The organism is Virgibacillus pantothenticus (assembly GCF_018075365.1).
Taxonomy (GTDB): Bacteria; Bacillota; Bacilli; order Bacillales; family Amphibacillaceae; genus Virgibacillus; species Virgibacillus pantothenticus.
This window is the reverse complement of the sequence record NZ_CP073011.1, coordinates 2,444,937-2,471,639: the sequence shown is the minus strand read 5'-3', so window position 1 is coordinate 2,471,639 and position 26,703 is coordinate 2,444,937. Positions and strand designations below refer to the sequence as shown.

The window sequence follows — 26,703 nt, the reverse complement described above, 5'->3', positions numbered from 1 at the left end:
CCATAAAAAAATGTTTATAATTGTTGCGAAATATCAGTAAATACTTTATAGTTATAATTAAGTAGATAGGAGACTATCTTTTTATTTTCGACATAAAATGAATGAGTATTCATTCAAAAATGTGGATGGGAGGATAAATTATGAAGCAATCAATCAGGCGTGCAGCTGTTTTAGGATCTGGGGTAATGGGATCGGGGATTGCAGCACACTTGGCTAACGTTGGTATACCAACGCTCATGCTTGATATTGCACCGAAACAGTTAACGAAAGAGGAAGAAAAAAAGGGGTTAACCTTAGCTGATCCATCTGTTCGTAATCGAATTGCAACAGACAGCAAAAAGGCATTATTAAAACAAAAACCTTCACCCATTACAACCAAAGAAAGCCTTGATTTAATCGAAGTAGGGAATATGGAAGATGATATGGAAAAGCTCGCTGATGTAGATTGGATTATCGAAGTTGTTGTTGAAAACTTAGATATTAAACGAAAAGTATTTGCAAATGTAGAGTCATATCGCAAAGCGGGAACGATTGTCAGCTCAAACACTTCGGGCATATCCATAGAAGCAATGTCCAGTGAATGTTCTGAAGATTTTCGTAAACATTTCCTTGGCACGCATTTTTTTAACCCACCGAGATATTTGAAATTGCTTGAAGTTATACCGACTAAAGATACTGATCCTGAAGTACTTGCATTTATGAAACAGTTTGGTGAAAACGTTTTAGGGAAGGGAGTCGTTGAAGCAAAGGATACACCTAACTTTATTGCCAATCGGATTGGTACGTACGGTTTGCTAATTACTGTTCAAGAAATGCTTCGTGGTGGTTACAGTGTGGGAGAAGTAGATTCTGTAACTGGACCGATGATTGGAAGAGCAAAAAGCGCAACATTCCGTACTCTTGATGTCGTTGGCTTAGATACGTTTATTCATGTAGCTAAAAATGTATACGACCAAGTAGACGGAGAAGAAAAAGAGGTATTTACTGTGCCAGACTTTATGCAAACTATGCAAGAAAAAGGCTGGTTAGGCGCTAAAAGCGGTCAAGGTTTCTTTTTAAAGAAAAAGGGCAAAGACGGTAGCACGATTTACGAATTGAATCCAGAAACATTGGAATATGAAGAACGGAAAAAGCTAAAAACAGCAGCAACGGAGATGGCAAAGCAGGAAAAAGGATTACAGCGTAAATTGAAAACGCTTCTATCACAAAAAGATGATCGTGCAGGCGCGCTTGTTTGGTCGATCTTAAAGCCAGTATTCCTTTATGCTGCCGAATTAACTGGTGAAATTGCCGATGATATTGCGGCTATCGATGATGCGATGAAGTGGGGCTTCGGCTGGGAATTAGGACCATTTGAGACGTGGGATGCAATTGGGTTACGTAAGTCAGTAGAACGGATGCAAACGGAAGGGGAAGTAATTCCTAAATGGGTTTTACAATTATTAGAGGAAGGTAACGAATCTTTTTATAAAACAGAAAATGGAACTGTTTATTATTATGATCAAGGAACGTATAAAGAAAAGTCAGTTAATCAAAAAGAAATTCATTTACGGAGATTAAAAGAGGCGCAGGGGGTCATTAAAAAAAATACCGGAGCTAGTCTGATAGATTTAGGCGATGGTGTAGCATGTTTAGAGTTCCACTCAAGAAGTAACGCCATCGGCTTAGATATTATACAAATGGTTCACTTTGCTATTGATGAAGTGGAGAAAAACTACGAGGGGCTTGTCATTGGTAATCAGGGTAAGAATTTCTGTGTTGGGGCTAACCTTGCCATGATGCTGATGGAAGCTCAAGATGATAATTTCTTTGAACTGGATATGGTGATTCGTCAATTTCAAAATATGACGATGGCAATCAAATATGCGAATAAACCTGTGGTTGTTGCTCCATTTAATATGACACTTGGTGGCGGTGCGGAAGTTTCATTACCAGCAGCCTCTATTCAGGCCTCGTCGGAAACGTACATGGGACTTGTTGAATTTGGTGTTGGGCTGATCCCTGGAGGCGGTGGCACGAAGGAATTATATTTAAAAATGCTCCGTCACTTGCCAAAAGGGATTGCATTTGATGTTACGAAGGTTGCAAATGATGTATTCGAAAAAGTAGCAACAGCGAAAGTGTCCACTTCTGCTGCTGAAGCACGTGAAAATGGCTATTTAGATCAAGGTGATCGGATTAGTGTTAATCCGGATCATCTCTTACATGACGCAAAGGAAAATGTGTTAGCACTGGCTAAATCTGGTTACCAGGCTCCAAAAAGAGAAAAGATCCCAGTAGTTGGAGATGCAGGTTATGCAGCTATGGTATTAGGCGCTAAAAACTTGCATTTAAGCGGCTATGCATCAGAGCATGATGTAAAAATGGCAGAGAAACTAGCTTATGTTTTATCAGGTGGACGTCTTCAAGAAGGAATAAAGATAGATGAACAAGTAATGCTAGATTTAGAACGAGAGGCATTTTTAAGCTTGATCGGTGAGCCAAAAACGCAACAACGGATGCAACATATGTTGGTCAAAGGGAAACCATTACGAAATTAACTAAAGGGGGAACTATTGTGAAGGAAGCAGTAATTGTTGCGGGTGCAAGAACCCCTGTAGGTAAGGCAAAAAAAGGGTCACTCGCTCATTCGAGGCCAGATGATCTAGCGGCACTAACGATTCAGGAAACGCTAAAACGCGCTGGCAACTATAATGGAAATATGGATGATGTCATCATTGGTTGTGCCATGCCTGAAGCGGAACAGGGAATGAATATAGCCAGAAATATTGCTGGGCTTGCAGGCTTAAACCATGATGTTCCAGGAATTACGATTAATCGTTATTGCTCATCAGGGTTGCAAAGTATTGCTTATGCCGCAGAACGAATTATGGTAGGAGCTAGCGATACGATCATTGCAGGTGGCACAGAGTCGATGAGCCTAATTCCAATGGGTGGTCATGTTATTAAGCCAAATTCCAAACTTGTACAAGATGCACCAGGATATTATATGAGTATGGGGCATACAGCGGAAGAAGTAGCAAATCGGTTTCAAATTTCTAGAGAAGATCAGGACGCCTTTGCAGTACGAAGTCACGAACGAGCTGCCAAGGCTATAGAAGAAGGGAAATTTACCGATGAAATTGTTCCTGTTGAGGTAACGCATCGATTTATCAATGATCAAAATAAACCAGAAGAAAAGAAAGTGACGTTTGCGATGGATGAAGGGGTGCGTCCTGAAACGTCTACAGAGATATTAGCTAAATTAAGACCTGCTTTTCATGTTAAAGGAACGGTGACAGCAGGAAATTCATCGCAAATGAGTGATGGGGCAGCATCGGTTTTAGTAATGAACAGGGAAAAAGCAGAAGCGGAGGGATTAACACCGATCGTTAAATTCCGTTCGTTTGCCGTAGCCGGTGTTGAACCAGAAATTATGGGCGTTGGCCCAGTGGCAGCAATTCCAAAGGCATTGGAAATTGCAGGCCTTGAATTATCAGATATCGATTTATTTGAATTAAATGAGGCATTTGCATCGCAAGCTGTACGTGTCATTCAAGCTTTGGATCTGGATATAAATAAGGTAAATGTAAACGGCGGTGCGATAGCACTAGGGCATCCGCTTGGGATGACAGGCACGAAGCTAACGTTATCGCTTATGCATGAAATGAAACGTAGGCAAGTTCAGTATGGTGTTGTAACCATGTGTATTGGGGGCGGCATGGGAGCAGCAGGTGTTTTTGAGCTGTTATAGGGTAGAAACGACGACACTTATATAATAATAGGACATTACAAGAGGTAGATGTTGTTACGGGGTGTAAGTTTTTTAAGGGGAAAATTTCAGGACTTAAAAAAGCATAGAAAAGGGGTTTATATATATGAGCGAAACAAAGGAAAAGGTATTTAAAGGCGGCGGTTTTTTAGTTGAGGACTTAACAGCAGATGATGTCATTACTCCAGAGGATTTCACGGATGAGCATAAAATGATTGCAAAAACAACGGAAGAATTTGTAGTTGGTGAAGTCATTCCAAAAGTCGACCATCTAGAAAATCATGAATTCGAACATTCAGTAGAATTATTGAAGAAGGCTGGGGAGCTTGGTCTGTTAGGGGCAGATATTCCAGAAGAATATGGCGGTTTAGCATTGGACAAAATTAGTTCGTCATTGATTACGGAAAAATTTGCTCTTGCTGGTGGCTTTTCGGTCACCCACGGTGCGCACGTAGGGATAGGTTCATTACCGATTGTATTTTTCGGAAATAACGCACAAAAGGAGAAGTATTTACCCAAACTGGCTACTGGAGAATTGTTAGCTGCATATGCTTTAACAGAACCAAGCTCAGGGTCTGACGCTTTAGGTGCAAAAGCTACAGCGGTGTTAAATGAAGCAGGAACACATTATATTTTAAATGGGGAAAAGCAATGGATTACCAATTCAGCTTTTGCTGATGTGTTTATTGTTTATGCCAAGATCGATGGCGAACACTTCTCTGCATTTATCGTGGAACGTGAATTCCCTGGAGTATCAACTGGACCTGAAGAAAAGAAAATGGGAATCAAAAGCTCCTCTACTCGTACATTAATATTGGAGGATGCGGAAGTACCAGTGGAAAACTTATTAGGAGAAAAAGGTCGCGGTCATATTATTGCTTTTAATATTTTAAATGTTGGACGTTATAAGCTGGCAATTGGTGGTGTTGGTGGGGCTAAACGGGGCATTGAATTAGCTGTGAAATATGTAAATGAACGAAAACAGTTTAACAAGCCAATTTCAAGCTTTTCACTAACAAAAGAGAAGCTAGCGACGATGGCAGCAGAAACATATGCAAATGAAAGTGCAGTATATCGTACTGTTGGATTATTTGAACAACGGATGGGAGCACTTACGGATGAGCAATTAAATGATGGTAGAGAAGTTGCTAGAGCGATTGCAGAATATCAGATTGAGTGTTCTATGAATAAGTATATGTGCACAGAACTTTTGGATTTCGTAGCAGATGAAGCTGTTCAATTACATGGTGGCTATGGCTTCATGCAAGAATACGAGGTAGAGCGGATGTATCGTGATTCACGCATCAACCGCATTTTTGAAGGAACGAATGAAATTAACCGTTTGTTAGTTCCTGGAACGCTGTTGAAAAAAGCAATGAAAGGTGAACTTCCACTACTGCAAAAAGCCCAATCCCTTCAAGAAGAACTAATGATGCTAATGCCAGAAGAAGTGGGCACTGCTGCATTAGAGCAGGAAAAACATTTACTCAAAAATGCGAAGAAAATGGTCTTACTTGGTGCAGGTTTAGCAGCACAGAAATTCATGCAAAACATCGAGCATGAGCAGGAAATCCTTGTAAATCTGGCTGATATGGTAGCAGAAGTTTATAATATGGAGTCAGCTATTCTTCGTACCGAAAAAGCAATCCATCGAGATGGAGAGGAAAAGAGTAAGCAAAAATTATGGTATACACAAGTTTACGTGCAAGAAGCGTTTAACCGTATGGAGGCAAATGCTAAAGAAACGCTAATCGCAGTAGAAGAGGGAGACACACTACGAATGATGCTTTCTACCTTACGTAAATTAACACGTCATACACCAACAAATGTGATAGCAAGAAAACGGGAAATCGCCGCTGCTATCATTGAAGAAGAAAAATATACTTTATAAAAAGGGAATAAAAAGACGGGCTAAATCTATGACTATGTTAGATTAGCTCGTCTTTTTTCCTTGTAATAATTGATGGAGGCTTGTTAAGCAAAAAGCGAAACAAGAAATACCTGCTAATTCCTTATAAAGGCTCTCGCTATTTAATAGGAAAGGGTAGCTAAATGTATAGAACCTCTACGGGCTTAATTTAGGAGTCGAGAGGTCAGTATCCAGGGATGTCGGCTCACGCTTTTCATTCTATCGTCAGCAATAGGTAAGCGTTTGATGTATCTCCAGCTTTTCTCCTGCTTTACTGGAACGGGCGAGTTTCCCTCTTCGTTGCAAAGTTAAGATTAGAAAATTATCATCTCCTATTTTTCGTGCGATAGGCGTTTATAGTAGAACTTGTCGAACGATGCCCAAATTTTCCTAAACTAACTTCTTTCCCGACATTAAACAGCGAAGCTAGCTTAGCGATCAAGATTATCATTAAGGTTATCTTAATCCCCTTAGAGCATTCAAATTATACTATCTTCCATTTGAATATTTAAACGTTGTGGACAGAAAAAAATATGGATAATTGGTTCTGATTCATGGATTTAAATGTAAATTCGCCGAAGTTCACAAATAGACAATCTCTAAAACTTACGCATTTTGCTAACGAACAAGATAAAATTGCTTCAAGTTATACGATTTAATAGTTTAAGTATTTAACATCAGTTTGCAGGTTTTTAATAAATACCCCTTTTCATCAGGTAAGCCAAGGACATAAGCAAATTCGATATAGCAAAAGCCGAACTATCCATTTATCCTGCATATAAGGCGCTGTAAGACTTCCACTTCAGGAGTTGGCGATATCATACAACCACAAGCTAAGCTAGAAGATAACGGCACCTAAATTCCCGACTCGTTTAGTAGCCTTTAGATTATACTCTTGTGGTACTAAAAATAAGTAGGGGTTGAAAGAACTCACAGCGATTGAAGATTCACTTTATGGTTCGTTTTTTTAATCAGCTGTGTTAGTTATGTCCTAATCTCTTCTGTATTTGTTATTCCCCTATGCACATACATTTGTATATTTGTATAAAGCATTTTTTATGAAAGGAAAAGGAAATCTTCGCTAGATTAGGATTTTCAGCTCTTGTTTTTTAAAACAATGTAAAGTTACCAAAAAGTGTATTTAAGCAATATTGTAAAACGGACTCATTTTATTCGAATAACATTTGTCTATTTTGGTATAATGGAACATATTATTGAATGGGGGTTGCAATTTGATGTTAACTTTCTATTGGTATCCGAATTGCGGTACATGTAAAAAAGCAAAGAAATGGTTAGAAAATCAACAAGTGAATTATAAGCCTATACATATTGTCCAAAACCCGCCTACTAAAGAGGAATTACTTGATCTAATCCAGAAAAGTGGGCTGCCCGCAAAGAAGTTTTTTAATACAAGTGGTAAGAAATACCGAGAGCTGAATTTAAAGGAAAAAATAGCAGATGCTACAAACGAGGAAATGGCAGAAATATTAGCATCGGACGGTATGTTAATTAAGCGACCAATCGTAACCGATGGCTCTCAAGTGACTGTTGGATATAAAGAAGAAGAATTTGCAAAAAATTGGCTGTAAGGATTGCTTGTTTATTTTATACGATAAGAGGGTATCAAATTAGGTGCTTGGAGATAACGAAATAACCGAATAGCCACGTCCGGCGCATGAGCCCAGCAACTAGGCGACTTTAGAAATGCGCCCTACGATAAGGCCTCAACGGTTCGCAAAGAGGAGGGCCGACTAAAAACGGGCTTGCCGCTCAGGCGTCGGCATACCCCTGTTTTTAGTGGCATGATTCCTTTATCTTTAGTTGATTCGTTCCATCCGCTACGTTGCTAAACAGGCGCTTGCACCTTTATTCCGGGTGTAATGCAAGTTTTTTAAAGTGACTATTTATTTGTAACTGAATGGACTAGATTTTCAAACAGTTTCTATAGAGAATATAGAAAATAAATACTGGATAAATGACTCTGAACCTTGTATAGTGAAAGTGGAATATATCATTTGGAGGGGAATATATATGAGCGTACCAAAGGAATTACTATATTCAAAAGAGCATGAATGGGTAAAACAAGAAGATGGAAATGTACGTATTGGTATTACTGATTTTGCCCAAGACGAATTAGGAGATATTGTATTTGTTGAACTTCCTGAAGTTGGTGATGAATTAGAAATCAATGAGCCTTTTGGTAGTGTAGAATCCGTGAAAACGGTGTCGGAACTATACGCTCCCATCAGTGGTAAAGTAGTCGAGGTAAATGAAGAATTGGAAGACAGTCCTGAATTTGTAAATGAATCACCATATGAAAATGCATGGATGCTTGTTGTAGAGCCAACAAATGAAGCCGAATTGGACGATTTATTATCTGCAGAAGCATATGAAGAAATGATAAGTGAATAAATAATTCAATAGCTGATATGCAATATTTTGCAATCAGCTTTGTTTTTACTAAAATAAATGTAACGAAATAGAAAAGTTAGGATTGTTTATTTAAGGTTCTGTTATAAAAAAGTTTGACTATAAAGTGATACTGTTTCATTTTTTAAGTAAATCAATCAGCAAGTACTTATATACTTAAATAATTAGTCTGAACATCATGATGTTAAAATGGCTCTTTTTTCAAGATACGCATAAATGGAGAACGATTAATAATTGGATGATTTTAACATAAACTACAAGCGAATCATGGATGACAATGGACATAAATGAATTGCAGAAGACTTATTTTTATTATATAATGATACGTTAAAAAGTCAGACATCCACTACGAGCATAACATTCATTTTGCAAAGCACATACCATTGTTCGAACTGTATGTAAATGGAAATTTGCTCTGTTTTTTGAACGGCATCTAATAATAAAACAATGCTCTCTCTGCATATGCAAGCTTGTCGCTTGATTTTCCAAGGAGTGCTATGTGATGATAACAGATGGATCAGAGAAGGTTTTGATTGTGGAAGGGTTAACGGATAAAAAGCAAGTAAATAAAGTACTTGCGGAAGATTTGACGATTGTTTGCACAAATGGAACCCTCGGGGTGGAACGATTTGACCAAATGTTGGAGGAGTACGCATTAGATGATAAGGAAGTTTATATTCTTGTAGACGAAGACCCTTCTGGTATGAAGCTTCGTAAACAATTAGCAAGAGAATTACCCCATGCCGAGCATGTATATGTAAGCAGTGAGTACCGGGAAGTCGCAACCACGCCGGAAAATGTTTTAGCGCAAGTATTAGTAAGTAAAAGAATAGCGGTTAACCCTATCTTTTTGATTTAAATTACAGTAAAAAGGTGATAGTTTGCAACAGGTAACAAAAGTGCAATTGCAGCAATCTGATTACTTTCTCTATATTTTCACGCCGCTTTGCGGAACTTGTAACCTAGCTAAAAGCATGTTGCTTAAAATTGAACAAATGCAAAAGCAAGAAGTGTTTTTAGAAATGAACGCTTCGCTACATCCAGAATTTATGCAAACATATCAAGTGGAAAGCGTACCTTGTTTGCTTATTAAGAAAGATGGACAAATAGTAGAAAAAATTTATGCGTTTCGAGATGTGGCAAATATTTATCAATATTTGTTAAAGCATAAACCGGAAATGTTTGCATTCTAATACAATAAATGTCTCTTCACCATTGTTTGTGATTTAATTTTACAAAAAGTGATGATGAACCCAAAAAAGTATATTGACAGATGGAAAGCAACATGCTATTATAGTTTCTATTCCAATTAAATAATAATTTACTCTTATCTTGAGCGGTGGAGGGACTGGCCCAGTGAACCCGCGGCAACCTTCAAATAGAACTATTTGAAAGGTGCTAATTCCTGCAAGGTGATAAACCTTGATAGATGAGGGGACATTTTGACATTCATACGTCTTTCTGTTCTCTTCAGAAAGGCGTTTTTAATTGCTTATATGGGCATAATAGGAAGAGCTAAGAAGGAGGAGTAGGTGTGATATCGATTGAGGGTTTGCGTAAAGTTTTTACTGCAAACAAGACAGAAACAACAGCTGTAGACGATGTTACCCTGTCGATTGAGCAAGGAGATATCTTTGGTGTGATCGGTTATAGTGGTGCTGGAAAAAGTACATTTGTACGATTAATTAATCGTCTAGAAGAGCCAACAAGTGGAAAAGTTTATATTAATAAGCAGGAGATAACTGCACTCAAAAAGAATGAGCTGCGTCTGGCAAGACAAGATATTGGAATGGTGTTTCAACATTTCAATTTACTATGGTCACGCACGGTAGAGGATAATATTGCTTTCCCATTGGAGATCGCTGGAGTTGAAAAAGAAGAAAGGCAACAACGTGTGCAATCATTAATTGATTTAGTTGGCTTATCTGGCAAAGAGAAAACATACCCTTCGCAATTAAGCGGTGGACAAAAGCAACGAGTTGGTATAGCACGTGCATTGGCAAATAAACCTTCTGTATTACTTTGTGATGAGGCAACATCAGCTTTAGATCCTGAAACAACGAATTCGATATTGGATTTGCTTGTTGATATTAATAAGCAGTTAGGGATAACTATTATTTTGATTACGCATGAAATGCATGTCATTCGGAAAATATGTAACCATGTTGCCGTTATGGAAAATGGAAAAGTAGTGGAGCACGGCAATGTTTTGGACGTATTTTCTCATCCGAAAAACAATGTTACGAAAAAGTTTGTCCAACAATTGATGGGGGATGCTGAAGCTGAGAATGAGTTCGAACATCTAATCAACACATTTAAGCAAGGCAGGCTTATTCGTCTTCATTTTGTTGGCGAAACAACAAACGATGCTTTAATCAGTAAGCTTGTGAAAACATACGATATTGATATTAGCATTTTACAAGGAAAAATTACTCGCACACAAGCTGGAGCGTATGGTACTTTATTTATCCAAATGACCGGTGATGAGGCAGAAATCGCTAAGGCAATCCAGCACGTGTCTGAAGAAACCTCTGTGGAGTTGGAGGTGATCCGTAATGTTGACTGACCTATTTTCTACAATTAAAATAGAAGATTTTATGGAAGCAACTTATGAAACATTTTATATGACGATTATTGCACTAATCGGGACATTTATTTTTGGCATCATGCTTGGCTTGCTATTATTCCTTACAAATAAGGGGGGGTTATGGCAAAATAAGTGGATTAACTTTTTAACAGCCACTTTCGTGAATGTGTTTCGCGCCATTCCATTTATTATATTAATACTGCTCTTATTCCCATTTACCGATTTTATCGTTGGGACGATCCGTGGTCCTAATGCTGCGTTGCCGGCATTAATCATCGGCGCAGCACCATTTTATGGGCGGCTTGTCGAAATTGCTTTAAGAGAAGTGGATAAAGGTGTTATCGAGGCTGCCAAAGCGATGGGAGCAAAAACAAGAACGATTATTTTTAAAGTATTGTTACCTGAAGCGATGCCTGCATTAATTTCAGGTATTACGGTTACGGCGATTGCACTTATTGGCTATACAGCAATGGCAGGTGCCATTGGTGCTGGTGGATTAGGAAGCTACGCCTACTATTCCGGATTCCAGCGCAGAGATTTTGATATCGTCCTGCTTTGTTCCATTATTATTGTACTGATCGTATTTTTATTTCAATTTATTGGTGATTTTATTACACGCAAATTAGATAAAAGATAATTCAAAAACGAAAAGAGGAGCGTACAAAATGAAAAAATACATTCTATCTATTCTATTTCTTATTAGTCTTGGAAGTGTTTTAGCAGCATGTGGCGGGGATGATAAAACAGCGGACGATAATAAAATCATTGTCGGTGCTTCCAGTGTACCGCACGCAGAAATCTTAGAAGAGGCGAAGCCATTATTGGAAAAAGAGGGCATCACTCTTGAAATTAGTGAATATCAGGACTATGTTTTGCCAAATGATGATTTAGATAGAGGAGAGATTGATGCAAACTATTTTCAGCATATTCCGTTTTTAGAACAAACAATAAGTGATACGGGATATGAACTTGATTATATTGCTGGTATTCATATTGAGCCAATTGGTGTCTATTCTAAAGGTATTTCCAGCATTGATGATATCCCCGAGGGCACGGAAGTAATTATGAGTAACTCTGTACCAGATCATGGACGTATCTTAACTTTGTTTGAGGAGCAGGGACTGATTAAATTAGATGATGGTGTAGATAAAGCAAAAGCTACGATTGATGATATTGCCGAAAATCCAAAGAATTTAACGTTTTCACCTGAATATGAAGCAGCTACCCTTCCAGAGTACTATGAAAGGGAAGAAAATGCTCTAGTTGCTATTAATACAAACTATGCTATTGATGCGGGATTAAAGCCAACAGAGGATGGCTTGTTTATTGAAGATGAAGATTCACCGTATGTGAATGTGCTAGCTGTTAAGAAAGAAGATAAAGACGATGAGGCATTAAATAAATTGGCAGAAATTTTACAATCAGAAGAAATTCAATCTTTTATGGAAGAAAAATATGATGGCGCTGTTGTTCCGGTAGGTGGAAAAGAATAATCGAGAAGGAATTCGATAAGATACAGCGTATGTTAACGCATATGTAGATATCGCCATCCTTTTCTGTCGATAATTAAAAATGAATCGTTTATTTGAGCTAAGACGCGTTTAAATGCGTTTTGAACAGGGAACCTGTCTTATGATAATCTTATTATGAGTCGAGATCAAGAAAGGATGATTCCCTATTCATAGCGGAATAAAAATGAAGTACACTTCTGAAATGGAGAAGGCAATGCAACAATCACACCATATTGGCTTTGCTGAATATCAACGTAAGCTGAAGCAACGACTGGCAGTTGAAAGAAAACGTCAGCAAGATCACCAGAAGTGTAAGCTTTTTGCAGCAGCATATATCAACCAACAAAGCAGATAACCATCTTGAAAACGAGATAGATAACAGGCAAAAGGGCGTTTGTGCACATGGCATAGACGGCCTTTTGCCTATGCTTATCCCGTATATAAGGTGCTGTAGACTGTTGGATAATCTGTACTGCAACAAGTCTAATTGGGAGATAACAGCATCTAAATGCCCTATTTCTAAAAAGCCATAGGTCATACATTACGGTACGAACAAGCCGTGTGGGAATGAATACCCACACTAATGGAAGATTCACTTTATTTCTTTGATTTAAAATCCTTATAGATATAAGCTTTTCATTATTTTCGGATCGCATCGTAAAAATCTTATTCTATGATGAGCAGACTTGTTTGCTAACTGTTGTAGTAGATGGTAGTCTACATGTAGAAATAAAAGAAAAATAAAGGGAAACGTGAAAGTAAATGCTATGTTTTTTGCTTTGGTGATGCGAATTAAATAAATGCTCCTATTTTATTCTATTTCTCACTTAGAAGAAATGATGCACCTAGAACCTACATATGATTTCCTGTTCTAAAAGAGTTGATAATAAATTCGAAATGATTTAAGATTGTAATGAGAATAAATTGAGAATGAATATCACGTTCATATCAATGTGACTATTATAATAATGTATTTGGAGGTATAAATATGGCTGGATCAACGCTAGAAATCAAGAATCTACATGTATCAATCGAAGACAAGGAGATACTGAAAGGTGTCAACCTAACAATAAAAGGTGGAGAATTCCATGCAATTATGGGGCCCAACGGTACCGGTAAATCTACACTAGCTTCTGCTATCATGGGGCATCCAAAGTATGAAGTTACTGAAGGAAGCATCTTATTAGATGGAGAAGATGTATTGGAAATGGAAGTAGATGAGCGTGCTAGAGCTGGATTGTTTTTAGCTATGCAATACCCTAGTGAAATTAGCGGTGTTACCACTTCCGACTTTCTACGTTCTTCTATGAATGCTCGCCGGGGCGAAGGAAATGAGATCTCTTTAATGAAATTTATTAAAGAAATGGACAGTGTACTTGATTATTTAGAGATTGATAAGAACATGGCACAAAGATATCTAAATGAAGGTTTTTCAGGCGGGGAGAAAAAACGTAATGAAATTCTTCAGCTTATGTTGTTAAAACCGGAAATTGCGATTTTAGATGAAATCGACTCTGGGTTGGATATAGATGCGTTAAAGGTTGTTTCTAAAGGTATTAACAAGCTTCGTGATGACAACTTCGGCTGCTTGATTATTACTCACTATCAACGTTTATTAAACTATATAACTCCAGATTTTGTACATGTTATGATGCAAGGTCGTGTTGTTAAATCTGGCGGTCCAGAATTAGCAAAACGTCTTGAGTCAGAGGGTTATGAGTGGATCAAAGAAGAGCTTGGTATCGAAGACCATACTGTTGAGCAAAATGCGTAATGTAAGGAGGGGTATTCATGACTGTAGAAACAAAGCTGCCATATAATAAAGAATACATTGAACAGTTTTCGAAAGAACGAAACGAGCCACAATGGATGTTGGATTTACGTCTTCAGGCGCTAAGCAGTGCTGAAGGCTTGGAGCTACCAAAGCCAGATAAAACGAAAATTGGTAAGTGGAATTTTACCGAGTTTAAGCATACAGCAACAGGCGAGGAGATTACTTCTTTACAAGATCTACCTGTTGAATTACAGGAATATCTAGATGAAAACGATTTACCGGAGAACCTCCTGATTCAGCGCAATCATTCTGTTGCCTACAGTACGTTAAGTAAAGAGTTACAAGATAAAGGTGTTATTTTTACCGATATTTTTACTGCATTACTAAATCATAGTGATCTCGTACAGCGTTATTATATGAAAGATGCCGTATCTGTTGATGAGCACCGTTTAACCGCAATGCATGCAGCTTTAATGAACGGCGGAGTTTTTGTCTACATTCCTAAAAATGTCATTGTGGAAGCACCGCTGCAAACGATTTTCTGGCAGGAAGATCCAGAAGTAGCTATGTTTAACCACGTGCTTGTAGTGGCAGAACAAGGCAGTTCATTAACTTATGTAGAAAACTATATTTCTCACAATAAGAATGAACCTACGGTTGCGAATATTGTAACGGAGGTCATTGCACAAGACAATGCAAAGATCTCATTTGGAGCGGTTGATAATTTTGCAGCAGGTACAACAGCATACAATAACCGTCGTGGCGTTGCTTATCGTGACGCTAACATTGACTGGGCATTGGGACAAATGAATGATGGGAATACGGTTTCTGAAAATATTACCCATCTAGTTGGTGAAAATTCGTTGTCTAATGCAAAAACAGTATCTGTTGGTCGTGGAAAGCAGACGCAAAACTTTACTGCGAAAATTGTCCATTTCGGTAAAAATTCAGAAGGCTATATTTTACAACATGGCGTGATGAAAGATAGTGCTACTTCTATTTTTAACGGCATTGGGAAAATTGAGCATGGCGCTTCCAAAGCAAATGCCGAACAAGAATCTCGTGTGCTTATGCTAAGTGAAAAAGCGCGTGGGGATGCAAACCCGATTCTATTAATTGATGAAGACGATGTAACAGCTGGTCACGCAGCTTCTGTCGGGAGAGTTGATCCACTGCAGTTGTATTATTTAATGAGCCGAGGGATTACCCAAGAAGAAGCCGAGCGTTTAATCATTCATGGCTTCTTAGCACCTGTTGTAAATCAATTACCGATCGAAGCAGTTAAAAATCAATTAACGCAGGTCATTGAAAGGAAGGTATATTAATGGATGTAAAAGCCATTCGTGAGCAATTTCCTATTCTAAACCAGGAAGTGAATGGCCATCCTTTTGTTTATTTGGATTCTTCAGCAACGTCACAAAAACCGATCCAGGTGATTGAAGCTGTCGATACCTATTATCGTTCATATAATTCAAATGTTCATCGTGGTGTGCATACACTTGGAACGAAAGCAACTTCTGCTTATGAGGGAGCAAGAGAAAAAGTTCGCCGATTTATTCATGCTTCCAGCAGTGCGGAAATTATTTTTACACGGGGAACAACAACAGCGATTAATACAGTTGCTACAAGTTATGCACGTGCTAACTTAAAAGCTGGGGATGAGATTGTAATTACACCAATGGAGCATCATAGTAATATCATCCCTTGGCAGCAAGCTGCTAAAGCCACTGGTGCTGCATTAAAATATATACCAATGCAAGAGGATGGGACAATTAGGTTAGAGGATGTTAGGAAAACCATTACGAAGCAAACAAAAGTTGTTGCCATGACACATGTATCCAATGTATTGGGGACGATTAATCCGATTCAAGAAGTAGCTTCTATAGCCCATGAACATGGAGCTGTCTTGCTAGTAGACGGGGCACAAGGCGCACCACATATGAAAGTAGATGTACAGGAGCTTGATTGCGATTTCTACGCCTTTTCTGGTCATAAGATGGGCGCTCCAACTGGCATTGGGGTACTTTATGGAAAGAAAGAGCTGCTTGAAAATATGGAACCAGTTGAGTTTGGTGGAGAAATGATTGATTTTGTAAATCTTTATGATTCCACATGGAAAGAGCTTCCGTGGAAATTTGAAGGTGGGACACCAATCATTGCTGGAGCTATCGGCTTAGGAGCAGCTATCGATTTTTTGGAAGATATTGGTATGGACAATATCACCAAGCATGAAGAAAAGCTAGCGCAATATGCGATGCAAAAGATGCAAGCGATGGATGGCATTACGGTTTATGGTCCAGAGCATCGCGCTGCACTTATTACCTTTAATCTTGATGATGTTCACCCTCACGATACAGCTACTGTCCTAGACGCAGAAGGCATTGCGGTTCGAGCTGGACACCATTGTGCTCAACCATTAATGCGCTGGTTAAATGTGACAGCGACTGCAAGAGCAAGCTTCTATCTGTATAACACAGCAGAAGATGTCGATCGTCTGGTGGATGGACTTCAGAAAACAAAGGAGTATTTTGGGAATGGCTTTTAATAACCTAGATACACTCTACAGACAAGTAATTATGGATCATTATAAAAATCCACGAAACAAAGGTAGAATAGACGGGGATGCTCTTACTGTCGATATGAATAACCCAACCTGCGGAGATCGCATTCAGCTTAACATGCAAGTGGAAGATGGAATTGTCAAAGAAGCTAAATTTGAAGGTGAAGGCTGTTCCATTAGCATGGCTTCAGCTTCTATGATGACACAAGCGATTAAAGGGTTAGAGGTAGAAAAAGCTATAAAAATGTCCCATATTTTTTCCAAAATGATGTTGGGAGAAGATGTCGATACGGAAGAGTTAGATTTAGGAGATATTGAAGCACTTCAAGGTGTATCCAAGTTCCCTGCGAGAATTAAATGTGCCACCCTATCCTGGAAAGCAATGGAAAAGGGTGTTAAAGGCGAATAAGGTCGTAATAGTAAGAGCGTTATTACGAAATGGATATCGATGTTGAATTATACCTAAAGGAGGGGTTATTTATGGCAAAAAATATGCCAGAAATCGAAGAGTATAAATATGGTTTTCGTGATCGTGACGTTTCTGTCTTTCGTTCAGGAAAAGGCTTGACTCGTGAAATTGTTGAAGAGATTTCCAGAATGAAAGAGGAGCCACAATGGATGCTTGACTACCGCCTTAAAGCATTGGAGCATTTTTACGAGCGTCCAATGCCACAATGGGGTGGCGACCTATCTGAGTTAAACTTTGATGAGATTGTCTACTATGTAAAGCCTTCAGAAAAACAAGGAAGAACGTGGGATGAGGTCCCAGAAGAAATTAAGCGGACGTTTGATAAACTGGGGATTCCTGAAGCAGAGCAAAAATATTTAGCAGGTGTTTCTGCACAGTATGAATCCGAAGTTGTTTATCATAGCTTAAAAGAAGATTTGGAAGAGATGGGAATTGTCTTTAAGGATACCGATACGGCGTTAAAGGAAAACGAAGAGCTGTTCAAAGAGTATTTCGGTAAAGTTATCCCGGCAACGGACAATAAATTTGCTGCCTTAAACTCAGCTGTGTGGTCTGGTGGCTCGTTCATTTATGTACCAAAAGGTGTACAGACAACAACCCCATTGCAAGCTTACTTCCGTATAAATTCGGAAAACATGGGACAGTTTGAGCGTACGCTAATTATCGTTGATGAAGGGGCTTCTGTTCATTATGTAGAAGGTTGTACAGCACCAATCTATACAACGAATTCCTTGCACAGTGCTGTAGTAGAAATTTTTGTTAAAAAAGATGCATACTGCCGCTATACAACGATCCAAAACTGGGCGAACAACGTTTATAACCTAGTAACTAAGCGAGCTACTTGTGATGAAAATGCAACGATGGAATGGATCGACGGTAACATTGGCTCTAAAATTACTATGAAATATCCTGCAGTTTTACTAAAAGGCGAAGGAGCTCGTGGTTATACGCTCTCCATTGCCTTTGCTGGAAAAGGTCAATTACAAGATGCCGGCGCTAAAATGCATCATCTAGCACCAAATACGTCATCTTCCATTGTGTCGAAATCTATTTCAAAAAATGGCGGAAAAGTATCCTACCGTGGGCTAGTGCATTTTGGACGTAAAGCATCAGGCGCTCGTTCCAACATCGAATGTGATACGCTCATTATGGATAACGAATCAACGTCTGATACTATTCCCTACAATGAAATTCACAATGACAATATTTCATTAGAGCATGAAGCAAAAGTATCTAAAGTTTCTGAAGAACAGCTATTCTATCTAATGAGCCGTGGCTTAACAGAAGAGGAAGCAACAGAAATGATTGTAATGGGCTTTATCGAGCCATTTACAAAAGAATTGCCAATGGAATATGCAGTGGAAATGAACCGATTGATTAGCTTCGAGATGGAAGGTTCGATTGGTTAAGGCTTGATAACAATGCTTTTAAAAGTTCGTGGGAATTAGCACCGATAAATCGCTCATAATTAATGGAATTAAAATTAATCTAAATACTGCTGATACATTTTTATTGCATCATCTTTTATTTTCTCAGGGATGTGCAAATATGTATCAGCAGTTTTTTTAAAAAGATAAGAAAGCATAAAATTTGTTGCTTTGGGATAAGGGATAACTGAATAGCCACGTCCGGCTCCATCGCCCAGCAACTAGGCGACTTCACGAATCGCCCTACGATAAGTCATCATCGGTTCGTCGCCTCACCGTGATTCCTAAATCTTTAGTTGATTCGTTCCATTCGCTACGTTGCTAAACGGGCGCTTGCGCCTTTGTTCCACTATAGGAAAGGATAAGATTTTTGGTTTATAGTATAAGAAAAACAAAGGCTTCCGCCATAAGACTTGGCGACAAGCCAAGTTTTTCTAATGCTGTAATTTCCTAATCGATGTGACACATATTTAAGAGAAGCTCCAGCTTTGAATAGATGTACTGCACGCGAATGTCTTAAAGCAAGCAGGGTGGATATTTTGGAATAGAAGTTTTTCCAATTTATGGATTAAGGAGGTTAAAAGAAGAGGAATAGCTAAAACAGAAAAGATTTAATAAAACACTATGTTATTTTTTATGTGAAAAATGAAGAATAATTCTCCTTGCTAACGAATGTAGAACTAAGAAACTAATATTTTAAAAATAATAATAGTACGTAAACAGTGTGATACTCGCCCAGATAAACATAGTTGGTTTGTTTACATTTTTCTCCGCCGTGTCCACGATGCATAGCGATTCCCCCTTATACTTATCAACAAGTGATAAATCCCTTTTTAGCTTGATGAGGAAAGCAAATTCGTATGCACTTAGTTTGTTTCATCTTAGGGTTTAAGTTTATTGTCAAAATAAATGATGTCTTTATCTTCACTTAAGGGTTACTATTCCGACTTTTTATTGACTCATTGATATCCTGTAAATCAATTGATATATTGTTAATATTAGGCTTTTTGTTAGGGGGAGGTAATTATATGAAATTCTGGATAGGTTTATCATTAGCTATTCTATTCGAAGTAATGGGTGTAGTTTTTTTAAGTTATTCTTACGGTTTAACTAAATTGATCCCTAGTATCATAGCAATTACCTTTTATCTTTTCTCTATATTATTATATATGGGGAGTACTAGAGGGAAAGAGGTAGGGGTAGTTGGTGCTTTATTTGCAGGACTTGGCACAGTTATCGTCCTTTTAGTAGGATTCTTTTTATTTAATGAAAAAGTATCTACACTGAACTTAATAGGCGTTATTCTAATTCTCACAGGTGTTACCAGTCTTAGTAGGAAGCCTCATCAAGCAAAAGGAGTGGTTCACTGATGGGAATAGTTATTTTGTTAATATCAACGATATGTGCTGTAATAGGTCATATTTTCGTAAAAAAATCTGAAGGTATGGCAAAAATGAATCACACTATTTTTGCTTTGATTTCATTTTTGACAGCTATCATTTTACTGTCTATAGCCATAAAATATATGAATATGGGTATAGCTTTTGCGATTTGGTCAGGTCTATCCATTGTGTTTAATAACTTATTTAACATCATCGTATACAAAGAAGAATTTACGTTACGGAAATTAAAAGGTCTAGCCCTTATTGTTGTAGGAGTAATTATATTAGAAGCCTTTTAATTAAATTTATACCTAACATACATATGTTAATATAGCTACTAGACTATGTTGATGTATGTATGAATAATAATTTTTCTTAGGGCAATTTTCTGTCAATTAATTCATAGTATAAGTAAGTTACATACACCTAAAATATATATCTTTATTATATAAATGTCAATAATAAAGATATTAGTGTTCGGTATGTTAATAGCTTATACAAACAGAAAAATTGCCTTTATATTTAGCACATCTAAAAGTGCTATTTATATTGATAAATATTGTAAACTAGTCCATAATTAGGATGATTATATATATATGGGGGTCAAAGATATGAAAAAATACTTATTTGTTTTATTTGCTGTAATGTTAGTAGTTTTATCTGCATGCGGTGGATCAACCGAGAGTAAAGATACAGAAAAAGGAGAAAGCAAAGAAAGCGCTGATGCAGCGAGCGAAGAAAGCAAAGATAAAGCAGAAACAAACGAAAACGAAGATGTATATTTCAAAGATAACGAAGCTAAAATTGAAGATTTAAAAATTAAAATAACAGAAACGAAGGTTATACCTGCTGGAGAACCAGGAAACGAAGATGGAGAAAAACCAGTTTTTGCTATTTGGTATGAAGTAACGAACTTTACTGATAAAGAGATAGATCCATCAACAGCTTGGATAGCAGTATTTACAGCGGTGCAAGACAATGATCCAAATGCAGTAAATGAATTGGAATTGGGTAGCTTGCCTGATGAAAATCACTTAGATACGCAATTGGAAAAAATAAAGAAAGATGGTACTGTAGAAAACTCCGTCGCTTATGAATTAGATGATTTAGAAACTCCTGTAACTTTAGTAGCCAGTCAAGGAGCTATGGGTGAAGAGCTAGGCAGACAAGAATATGAAATAAAATAAAAAACAAGTAAAGGTGCTCATTTGATGAGTGCCTTTTCTTTACATAGTAATATAGTATATTTTTCCTTTCCATAGTATAATAAATCGAATAAAACTGGATAGGAGAATGTATAAAGTGAAAGAAATACATTGTTATCGTTTTGAATCAGAAATATATACTAATATGGAACTAGTATCAGAATGTTTAAACAAAGATGAACATGTTTTGAAATGGAATACACAAATAATTGAAAATATTTATAATGGAAATGAAGAGGAACTAAGAGAAGGTGCTACTTTCATTACCAGGCAAAAAATAGGGAAAAAAGTATATGAATTGCAAGGTAAATATACGAAATATGAGCCACCAAACTACGCCACAGTCGAAACTGAAACAAAAGAAGGTCTTAGTAAGACAGAATATATTCTTGAAGAAACTCCTGAAGGAACAAATTTTATTGTTAATGTTTCTTTGGTTCCTTCGAATTGGTTGTACAAATTAGTGACACAGATGTTTAAGTGGTCTTTTAAACATGTTTTTGATAAGCAGTTTGAAAATTTTATAGAATATATTTATCAAATAGAGTACGAAAGATTTGGGTTTGACAATGAATTCATTAAAGAAAACCTAAGTATCGGAATGACAGAGTCAGAGGTAATGGATCTGATTGGAGAAGCTGATGCAGTGGGAGTAGACGCGATTAACGCTTTACCTAATTGGAGATATGATATTGGAGCTTCGGATGATTACGAGAATGAGCTAGATAAACAACTAGGTGAAGGAATAGTTGATTCCGTTGATGAAGATGCAATTAGACAAGGTATCGTCAAAATGCAATTATTTATAGGCTGGAGGAATGGTGTAATCTACCAAATTTTTAACACTTATCTTGAAGGTGATTTATTGGTTACTTATCGCTTATCCTCTGAGGACAATAGAACAGAAAAATAATGAAATGAAATCTACGAGCGAAATTCTGGAGATGACGTATAATTTGATGTATTCTTCGATATTTCCACAGTTAGCGCTTTTTCATGCTAATGCTAGATGAAAATAAGAATACCATCACTTCATTTTCTTACGTACGAAAATGAGGGAAGGAAGGTTCCAATACGTTGCATAATTTGCTAAAATGAAGGAAAGTCGAGAAATAGAATTGTAGTTGGAGTACTGGACTAGTGTGTTGAAAAAACCAATTGAAAAGAGGTTTGAAGCAAATGAAAAGGTTGCTTTTATTTTCAGTCAGTTTTGTATTTTGTTTTTTAGTGTTGCAAATTTCAGCTGGTGTTATGGTTACCTTTTTATACGAGCCAGATATAACGGAAGCTTGGAACGCAAGTGATGGTCTATCGCAATCTCTTGTGTTACAGGGTAGTTCTGTTTTGCTAACTATTATTTTTGTTTTGGTTTCTGCTGTTATTTCCTACTTTATTCAGCGAAAAGTTATAAAGCACTCGCTATGAAAGCAATATTTCGCTAACAGAACTTTTTTATGTTCGCAGCATTTTAATATGTGCAGGTATAAGAAATCCAAAAGCAATGATATAAACAGTTATTGAAATAAGTGGATTCCAGCCTTTATATTTTAAGTAACCTAGCTGTACCATAATCCATTCAATAACAGAAGCAATGATGGTGAAGATTAGTACCAACAACCATTTATTTTTAGATGTATAATAGTTAGAAAAAAGTATAGAAAGAGACGAAGGGACAAATGTATACACTAATATCTCTGCAAGCCCCGCTGTTTTGGGGTTTCCGAGATCAATCAGGTCTAATGTTCTGCCAATTATTGCATCACTAACCCAAGTAATAAAAGCTATTATTCCAAACATAGCATATAGTTCCTTCCAAGTGATATGCTTTTTTGGAACGAAAAGCATGATTAGCGCCAGTACAATGCTAATAGTAATAGGAAACCAAATACCTTTAGAATGTAAATCAAGATTATGAATAACTTTGTCCATGCTTCAAGCTCCTTATTTTTGAAAGTCAAATCGTATAGAAGATTTATACTCTTCTTTATTTCAAAGATAACGTCAGAAAAAAGTAGTTTTTCCTTTATTTTGTTTTCCTATAGTATAGGCAATGCAAATGAAAATATACGTTGAATGGACAGATTATTCAACAATTAGCCTTTAAAGCATAAATTTTTATGGAAGTAGGGTAAATCGATGTCAACCTGTAAGTAACAGATGATTACCTATCAAAAGGTATGATTCAATGAGGAACTACTTTGAAGATATTTCTTCAGCTTTTTGGTTTACGCCGATTAGAAAGGATTAATGGAGTATGGCGGAAATAAAAAGTCATTTTATTCCTTAGGCTGCTTTTATAATGAACGATCCAATTCCTGTTATCCTTCTAAACCAGCCATTGGTTACTGCAGCCGACAGAGAACTTATAAAACAAACAAACAGCTAATGAAAGGCAGAATAACCGAGCAAGCTGTAATGATTCAGCGATTTATAAAATGAAGGGAGAAAATGATTACGCTCTCGATGACGACTAAAAATGCAAATGAGGGTTTAACCGAACAACTTGCAAAGATTAAAATGGAATATGACTTTAGGTGTGAAGCAATAAACACGCATTAATTGTAATATTTGATCTGATGTCTTAAACGCGCTTATGATTATCATAAGTACACGTAAAAGATAGAATGTGTCTTCCTAGTAATACTTGGTATATATCCTTGATAGGAGCTGATGCTTTTGATTACTGATGTGGTTACTAAAGAAAATTGGAAGCGTTTTATTCGCGAGGGGAGTCTGGTTAATGAAAATATATCCTCCGAACTGATTGATTCGTGGAAAAGATGTAAACAACAAGGTGTGGATCCATTTGACGGCGTTTCTAAAGCAATTTTACAAGCAGATGAATTACAATATCGTTTAGAACAAAATGCACTGCTTATCTCTTTAGTAAATGCACAACGCGACCAATTACAATATTTCTTAAAAGGATGGCAGTATGTGACCACCTTAACCGATAAAGACGGTTATATTTTACAAAATAAAGGAGAACCGTCGGTAGAAGCAAGAGCTTATGATATTTTGTTTATCCAAGGCTCAAATTGGGGAGAAACAGAGGTTGGTACAAACGCGATTGGTTTAGCGCATCGATTTAAAAAGCCGTTTACTGTAAGGGGCTATGGACATTTTGCGATAGCTTCCCAAATGTGGAACTGTGCTGCTGCTCCAATCGTAGATCACCATAACCAATTGCTCGGTATACTTAATATATCGAGTCCGTATAAGCCGATTAATTTTAATTATGTCTTAGCTACGGTGAAGATGATTGCTGATTCGATTGCCCTTGCTTGGCGAAAAACGATGTATGAAGATATGGAATTACTACTCAAATATCCGCAACCAGTGGATGCAATTATTTGTTCGAATGATTATCTTATTTGTAAAGTGCCTAGATATTTAGAAAGCCAGTATGGACATATTGTTGGCGAACCTTTATACAAGCTAGAGTTGGAATTAAGTTTATCCAAGAATAAAAAAGCAATTCGAGCAAATGGACGCACGATCGGATACGAGGTTTATGTAGAAGAAGCAGCAGATAAAAAGCCTATTTATTTTGCCGGGGTAACAGGAACTAGTGCAGCGTTCCGAAAAGTATTACACGATGTAAACAAAGTTGCTTCAACTGATGCTGCTGTGCATATTTATGGAGAGACAGGTACTGGTAAGGAATTAGTTGCTGAAGCAATTCATCGCAACAGTGATCGTGCAAATCGACCGTTTGTTTCGATCAATTGTGGTGCCATTCCCCAACAGCTATTGGAAAGTGAATTGTTTGGCTATGAACCTGGGGCATTTACTGGAGCCCATAAACATGGGCGAAAGGGGAAACTAGAAGCAGCCAATGGCGGTACATTGTTTCTTGATGAAATTGGTGATATACCTCACTCCATGCAAGTTGCCTTGCTTCGTGTATTACAACAAAAGCAGGTGACACGTATTGGAGGATATCAGCCGATTTCCATAGATGTACGAATTATTTCGGCAGCAAATGTAGATATTAGACAATTAGTTGCAGAGGAAAAAATGCGGGCCGATCTATTTTATCGCATTTATGGTTTTCCCATTCATGTGCCGGCGTTGCGGCAGCGAAAGGAAGATATTCCATTTTTAATTGACCACTATTGTAATATACAGAACTGGCATCCAAGCTGGATTAAAAAGTTGACGTCTATTTTTAAAAATGGGAGATGGACAGGTAATATTCGAGAATTATTTAATGCGTTAGATCGTTGCCGCATCTTATTTCAAGATCATACGCCTAAGGAAGAAGAGTTGTATCACATCATTTCGATATGGGAACAAGCTGAACTGTTAGAACGAAGGACTAATAAGAAGGAAACGAAAAATTTTCGGGAACAACTAGAAGTAGAGAAGATTAAACAAGCTTTAAAAAAACATCATAATCATGTGGCGAGTGCAGCAACTGATTTAAACATGTCGCGAAGTACACTATATCGAAAGATTAAAAAGTATCAATTGTAGTTAAAGACAGCACCGTTGGTCTGTTGTCGATTTCATTATTAAAATGATAATTGAACAAAAAATAGATAGTGGACGTTGGACAATAATCCCTTCATAAAAATTGCGACAAAATGAGACAATTTGCAAAAGTTGTCTCATTTTTAGTTGCTGTTTATGAAAACGCTTTATTTTATCCGCTTTAAAAGTTGGCATGAATTTTGCTTGTATTAAGTGAAGGGACAAAATCATAAAGGAGGATTTTAAATGGATAAGAAAATGGCCAGTTGGATGTATGCCAAAATGAATGATATTCGTAATTTTGAAAACCAAGTACAAAAAATCTTCGCAACAGGGGAAATCCCAGGATTTGTACATTTATATGCGGGAGAAGAAGCAATAGCTGTGGGAGTTTGTGCCCATTTAGAAAACAATGATTATATAACAAGTACCCATCGCGGTCACGGACATTGTATTGCTAAGGGCTGTGATTTAAATGGAATGATGGCTGAAATATTTGGTAAAGAAACGGGTTTATGTAATGGAAAAGGTGGTTCCATGCATATCGCAGACTTGGAAGTTGGCATGCTTGGAGCAAATGGAATCGTTGGGGGAGGATTCCCGTTAGCGGTTGGGGCGGGGTTATCTGCAGAGATATTAGAAACTGGCGGTGTGGCTGTATGTTTCTTCGGAGATGGTGCGAATAACCATGGTACTTTTCATGAAGGAATTAATATTGCAGCGGCTTTAAAATTACCAGTCATATTTGTAGCGGAAAATAACGGTTTTGGTGAAGCGACACCATTTGAATACGCCACTTCAGCAAAAACGATTGCTGAACGAGCGAAAGCATATGATATTCCAGGCGTTCGTGTAGATGGAAATGACGTTACAAAGGTGTATCAAGTCGCCCAAGAAGCAGTAGAACGGGCAAGAAATGGAGAAGGTCCAACCTTAATTGAAGCAATTACCTACCGTACACATGGTCATTTTGAAGGGGATAATCAATCGTATAAGTCTGAAACCGATAAAGAAAAATGGCCTGTTGAAGTGGATTGTATCGAACATTTCAAGGAATATGCATTAGAGAACAATCTATTAAATAAAGCAGAGCTGGAAGAAATTGAAAAAACGTCGATAAAAGCTGTTAAAGAAGCGGTTGAATTTGCACATAACAGTAAAGTGCCACGTGCGGAAGCTTTAACTGAGAATGTATATGTTACTTACAAATAATATCAATGAG

25 protein-coding genes and 1 riboswitch are annotated in these 26,703 nt (G+C 37.4%); of the genes, 23 read left to right on the top strand and 2 right to left on the bottom strand.

Features of this window, described 5'->3' with window-relative positions; all coding sequences use genetic code 11:
- The first annotated feature begins 140 nt into the window (after nucleotides 1–140).
- The 16 genes from KBP50_RS11580 to sufB all read left to right on the top strand — a co-directional run bounded on the left by KBP50_RS11580 (nucleotide 141) and on the right by sufB (nucleotide 18,400).
- On the top strand, nucleotides 141–2,540 hold the full coding sequence (locus KBP50_RS11580) for a 3-hydroxyacyl-CoA dehydrogenase/enoyl-CoA hydratase family protein (protein ID WP_050352412.1): 2,400 nt from the start codon (nucleotides 141–143) through the stop codon (nucleotides 2,538–2,540).
- 17 nt (nucleotides 2,541–2,557) lie between these two features.
- Nucleotides 2,558–3,733, top strand: coding sequence for an acetyl-CoA C-acetyltransferase (locus KBP50_RS11575; protein ID WP_050352413.1), 1,176 nt, complete (start codon nucleotides 2,558–2,560; stop codon nucleotides 3,731–3,733).
- Nucleotides 3,734–3,857: 124 nt separating this feature from the next.
- A complete protein-coding gene (locus KBP50_RS11570) occupies nucleotides 3,858–5,642 on the top strand; it encodes an acyl-CoA dehydrogenase family protein (RefSeq protein WP_050352414.1) in 1,785 nt (594 codons plus the stop codon).
- A 1,250-nt stretch (nucleotides 5,643–6,892) separates the two neighbouring features.
- Nucleotides 6,893–7,249 (top strand): arsenate reductase family protein, encoded by a 357-nt coding sequence (locus tag KBP50_RS11565; RefSeq protein WP_050352415.1) that lies wholly within the window; start codon nucleotides 6,893–6,895, stop codon nucleotides 7,247–7,249.
- 442 nt (nucleotides 7,250–7,691) lie between these two features.
- Nucleotides 7,692–8,072, top strand: coding sequence for a glycine cleavage system protein GcvH (gene gcvH, locus KBP50_RS11560; RefSeq protein ID WP_050352416.1), 381 nt, complete (start codon nucleotides 7,692–7,694; stop codon nucleotides 8,070–8,072).
- Between the two features lie 520 nt (nucleotides 8,073–8,592).
- The gene (locus tag KBP50_RS11555; protein ID WP_050352417.1) at nucleotides 8,593–8,949 is read left to right on the top strand and encodes a toprim domain-containing protein; all 357 of its coding nucleotides are present in this window, start codon (nucleotides 8,593–8,595) and stop codon (nucleotides 8,947–8,949) included.
- Between the two features lie 22 nt (nucleotides 8,950–8,971).
- Nucleotides 8,972–9,283, top strand: a complete 312-nt coding sequence (locus KBP50_RS11550; RefSeq protein WP_050352418.1) for a thioredoxin family protein — start codon at nucleotides 8,972–8,974, stop codon at nucleotides 9,281–9,283.
- Nucleotides 9,284–9,414: 131 nt separating this feature from the next.
- Nucleotides 9,415–9,526, top strand: a riboswitch (SAM riboswitch).
- Between the two features lie 98 nt (nucleotides 9,527–9,624).
- The gene (locus KBP50_RS11545) at nucleotides 9,625–10,656 is read left to right on the top strand and encodes a methionine ABC transporter ATP-binding protein (protein WP_050352419.1); all 1,032 of its coding nucleotides are present in this window, start codon (nucleotides 9,625–9,627) and stop codon (nucleotides 10,654–10,656) included.
- Entirely contained in the window at nucleotides 10,646–11,314 is a 669-nt protein-coding gene (locus tag KBP50_RS11540; protein WP_050352420.1) for a methionine ABC transporter permease, read from the top strand. Before KBP50_RS11545 ends, KBP50_RS11540 begins: the two co-directional genes overlap by 11 nt.
- Before the next feature lie 28 nt (nucleotides 11,315–11,342).
- Nucleotides 11,343–12,170, top strand: coding sequence for a MetQ/NlpA family ABC transporter substrate-binding protein (locus tag KBP50_RS11535; RefSeq protein ID WP_050352421.1), 828 nt, complete (start codon nucleotides 11,343–11,345; stop codon nucleotides 12,168–12,170).
- A gap of 202 nt (nucleotides 12,171–12,372) precedes the next feature.
- Nucleotides 12,373–12,543, top strand: a complete 171-nt coding sequence (locus tag KBP50_RS11530; RefSeq protein WP_156875382.1) for a YuzK family famiily protein — start codon at nucleotides 12,373–12,375, stop codon at nucleotides 12,541–12,543.
- 633 nt (nucleotides 12,544–13,176) lie between these two features.
- Nucleotides 13,177–13,962 carry a Fe-S cluster assembly ATPase SufC gene (sufC, locus tag KBP50_RS11525; RefSeq protein WP_050352422.1) on the top strand — a complete coding sequence of 262 codons (786 nt, stop codon included), beginning with the start codon at nucleotides 13,177–13,179 and terminating at the stop codon, nucleotides 13,960–13,962.
- A gap of 17 nt (nucleotides 13,963–13,979) precedes the next feature.
- Nucleotides 13,980–15,287 carry a Fe-S cluster assembly protein SufD gene (sufD, locus tag KBP50_RS11520; protein WP_050352423.1) on the top strand — a complete coding sequence of 436 codons (1,308 nt, stop codon included), beginning with the start codon at nucleotides 13,980–13,982 and terminating at the stop codon, nucleotides 15,285–15,287.
- A complete protein-coding gene (locus tag KBP50_RS11515) occupies nucleotides 15,287–16,507 on the top strand; it encodes a cysteine desulfurase (protein WP_050352424.1) in 1,221 nt (406 codons plus the stop codon). The genes sufD and KBP50_RS11515 overlap by 1 nt, the downstream gene beginning before the upstream one ends.
- The gene (gene sufU / locus KBP50_RS11510; protein WP_050352425.1) at nucleotides 16,497–16,931 is read left to right on the top strand and encodes a Fe-S cluster assembly sulfur transfer protein SufU; all 435 of its coding nucleotides are present in this window, start codon (nucleotides 16,497–16,499) and stop codon (nucleotides 16,929–16,931) included. The genes KBP50_RS11515 and sufU overlap by 11 nt, the downstream gene beginning before the upstream one ends.
- 71 nt (nucleotides 16,932–17,002) lie before the next feature.
- Nucleotides 17,003–18,400 carry a Fe-S cluster assembly protein SufB gene (gene sufB / locus KBP50_RS11505; protein WP_050352426.1) on the top strand — a complete coding sequence of 466 codons (1,398 nt, stop codon included), beginning with the start codon at nucleotides 17,003–17,005 and terminating at the stop codon, nucleotides 18,398–18,400.
- A 74-nt stretch (nucleotides 18,401–18,474) separates the two neighbouring features.
- Here the strand turns inward: sufB and KBP50_RS11500 are convergent, their stop codons facing one another.
- A complete protein-coding gene (locus tag KBP50_RS11500) occupies nucleotides 18,475–18,639 on the bottom strand; it encodes a hypothetical protein (RefSeq protein ID WP_157858483.1) in 165 nt (54 codons plus the stop codon).
- An 807-nt stretch (nucleotides 18,640–19,446) separates the two neighbouring features.
- Here KBP50_RS11500 and KBP50_RS11495 point away from each other — a divergent pair.
- From KBP50_RS11495 to KBP50_RS11475, 5 genes are all read left to right on the top strand, one after another.
- Complete coding sequence (locus KBP50_RS11495; RefSeq protein ID WP_050352427.1) at nucleotides 19,447–19,788, top strand: DMT family transporter; 342 nt, start codon at nucleotides 19,447–19,449, stop codon at nucleotides 19,786–19,788.
- Nucleotides 19,788–20,099 (top strand): DMT family transporter, encoded by a 312-nt coding sequence (locus KBP50_RS11490; protein ID WP_050352428.1) that lies wholly within the window; start codon nucleotides 19,788–19,790, stop codon nucleotides 20,097–20,099. The genes KBP50_RS11495 and KBP50_RS11490 overlap by 1 nt, the downstream gene beginning before the upstream one ends.
- 312 nt (nucleotides 20,100–20,411) lie before the next feature.
- Nucleotides 20,412–20,987 carry a DUF5067 domain-containing protein gene (locus tag KBP50_RS11485; protein WP_050352429.1) on the top strand — a complete coding sequence of 192 codons (576 nt, stop codon included), beginning with the start codon at nucleotides 20,412–20,414 and terminating at the stop codon, nucleotides 20,985–20,987.
- A gap of 115 nt (nucleotides 20,988–21,102) precedes the next feature.
- Nucleotides 21,103–21,918 (top strand): hypothetical protein, encoded by an 816-nt coding sequence (locus tag KBP50_RS11480; protein WP_050352430.1) that lies wholly within the window; start codon nucleotides 21,103–21,105, stop codon nucleotides 21,916–21,918.
- A 266-nt stretch (nucleotides 21,919–22,184) separates the two neighbouring features.
- The gene (locus KBP50_RS11475) at nucleotides 22,185–22,430 is read left to right on the top strand and encodes a hypothetical protein (RefSeq protein WP_050352431.1); all 246 of its coding nucleotides are present in this window, start codon (nucleotides 22,185–22,187) and stop codon (nucleotides 22,428–22,430) included.
- Between the two features lie 27 nt (nucleotides 22,431–22,457).
- Here KBP50_RS11475 and KBP50_RS11470 read toward each other — a convergent pair whose 3' ends face one another.
- Complete coding sequence (locus KBP50_RS11470) at nucleotides 22,458–22,934, bottom strand: hypothetical protein (RefSeq protein ID WP_050352432.1); 477 nt, start codon at nucleotides 22,932–22,934, stop codon at nucleotides 22,458–22,460.
- 747 nt (nucleotides 22,935–23,681) lie between these two features.
- Between KBP50_RS11470 and KBP50_RS11465 the strand changes: the two genes are divergently transcribed.
- Complete coding sequence (locus KBP50_RS11465; RefSeq protein WP_050352433.1) at nucleotides 23,682–25,484, top strand: sigma-54-dependent Fis family transcriptional regulator; 1,803 nt, start codon at nucleotides 23,682–23,684, stop codon at nucleotides 25,482–25,484.
- Nucleotides 25,485–25,727: 243 nt separating this feature from the next.
- Entirely contained in the window at nucleotides 25,728–26,693 is a 966-nt protein-coding gene (locus tag KBP50_RS11460) for a thiamine pyrophosphate-dependent dehydrogenase E1 component subunit alpha (RefSeq protein WP_050352434.1), read from the top strand.
- Nucleotides 26,694–26,703 lie beyond the last annotated feature (10 nt).

Excerpts from the sequence above, each read along its gene's own strand:
- KBP50_RS11580 (WP_050352412.1), top strand. The coding sequence starts at position 141 with ATGAAGCAATCAATCAGGCGTGCAGCTGTTTTAGGATCTGGGGTAATG.
- KBP50_RS11570 (WP_050352414.1), top strand. The coding sequence starts at position 3,858 with ATGAGCGAAACAAAGGAAAAGGTATTTAAAGGCGGCGGTTTTTTAGTT.
- gcvH (WP_050352416.1), top strand. The coding sequence starts at position 7,692 with ATGAGCGTACCAAAGGAATTACTATATTCAAAAGAGCATGAATGGGTA.
- KBP50_RS11555 (WP_050352417.1), top strand. The coding sequence starts at position 8,593 with ATGATAACAGATGGATCAGAGAAGGTTTTGATTGTGGAAGGGTTAACG.
- KBP50_RS11540 (WP_050352420.1), top strand. The coding sequence starts at position 10,646 with ATGTTGACTGACCTATTTTCTACAATTAAAATAGAAGATTTTATGGAA.
- KBP50_RS11535 (WP_050352421.1), top strand. The coding sequence starts at position 11,343 with ATGAAAAAATACATTCTATCTATTCTATTTCTTATTAGTCTTGGAAGT.
- KBP50_RS11530 (WP_156875382.1), top strand. The coding sequence starts at position 12,373 with ATGAAGTACACTTCTGAAATGGAGAAGGCAATGCAACAATCACACCAT.
- sufC (WP_050352422.1), top strand. The coding sequence starts at position 13,177 with ATGGCTGGATCAACGCTAGAAATCAAGAATCTACATGTATCAATCGAA.
- sufD (WP_050352423.1), top strand. The coding sequence starts at position 13,980 with ATGACTGTAGAAACAAAGCTGCCATATAATAAAGAATACATTGAACAG.
- KBP50_RS11515 (WP_050352424.1), top strand. The coding sequence starts at position 15,287 with ATGGATGTAAAAGCCATTCGTGAGCAATTTCCTATTCTAAACCAGGAA.
- sufU (WP_050352425.1), top strand. The coding sequence starts at position 16,497 with ATGGCTTTTAATAACCTAGATACACTCTACAGACAAGTAATTATGGAT.
- sufB (WP_050352426.1), top strand. The coding sequence starts at position 17,003 with ATGGCAAAAAATATGCCAGAAATCGAAGAGTATAAATATGGTTTTCGT.
- KBP50_RS11495 (WP_050352427.1), top strand. The coding sequence starts at position 19,447 with ATGAAATTCTGGATAGGTTTATCATTAGCTATTCTATTCGAAGTAATG.
- KBP50_RS11490 (WP_050352428.1), top strand. The coding sequence starts at position 19,788 with ATGGGAATAGTTATTTTGTTAATATCAACGATATGTGCTGTAATAGGT.
- KBP50_RS11485 (WP_050352429.1), top strand. The coding sequence starts at position 20,412 with ATGAAAAAATACTTATTTGTTTTATTTGCTGTAATGTTAGTAGTTTTA.
- KBP50_RS11475 (WP_050352431.1), top strand. The coding sequence starts at position 22,185 with ATGAAAAGGTTGCTTTTATTTTCAGTCAGTTTTGTATTTTGTTTTTTA.
- KBP50_RS11470 (WP_050352432.1), bottom strand. The coding sequence starts at position 22,934 with ATGGACAAAGTTATTCATAATCTTGATTTACATTCTAAAGGTATTTGG.
- KBP50_RS11460 (WP_050352434.1), top strand. The coding sequence starts at position 25,728 with ATGGATAAGAAAATGGCCAGTTGGATGTATGCCAAAATGAATGATATT.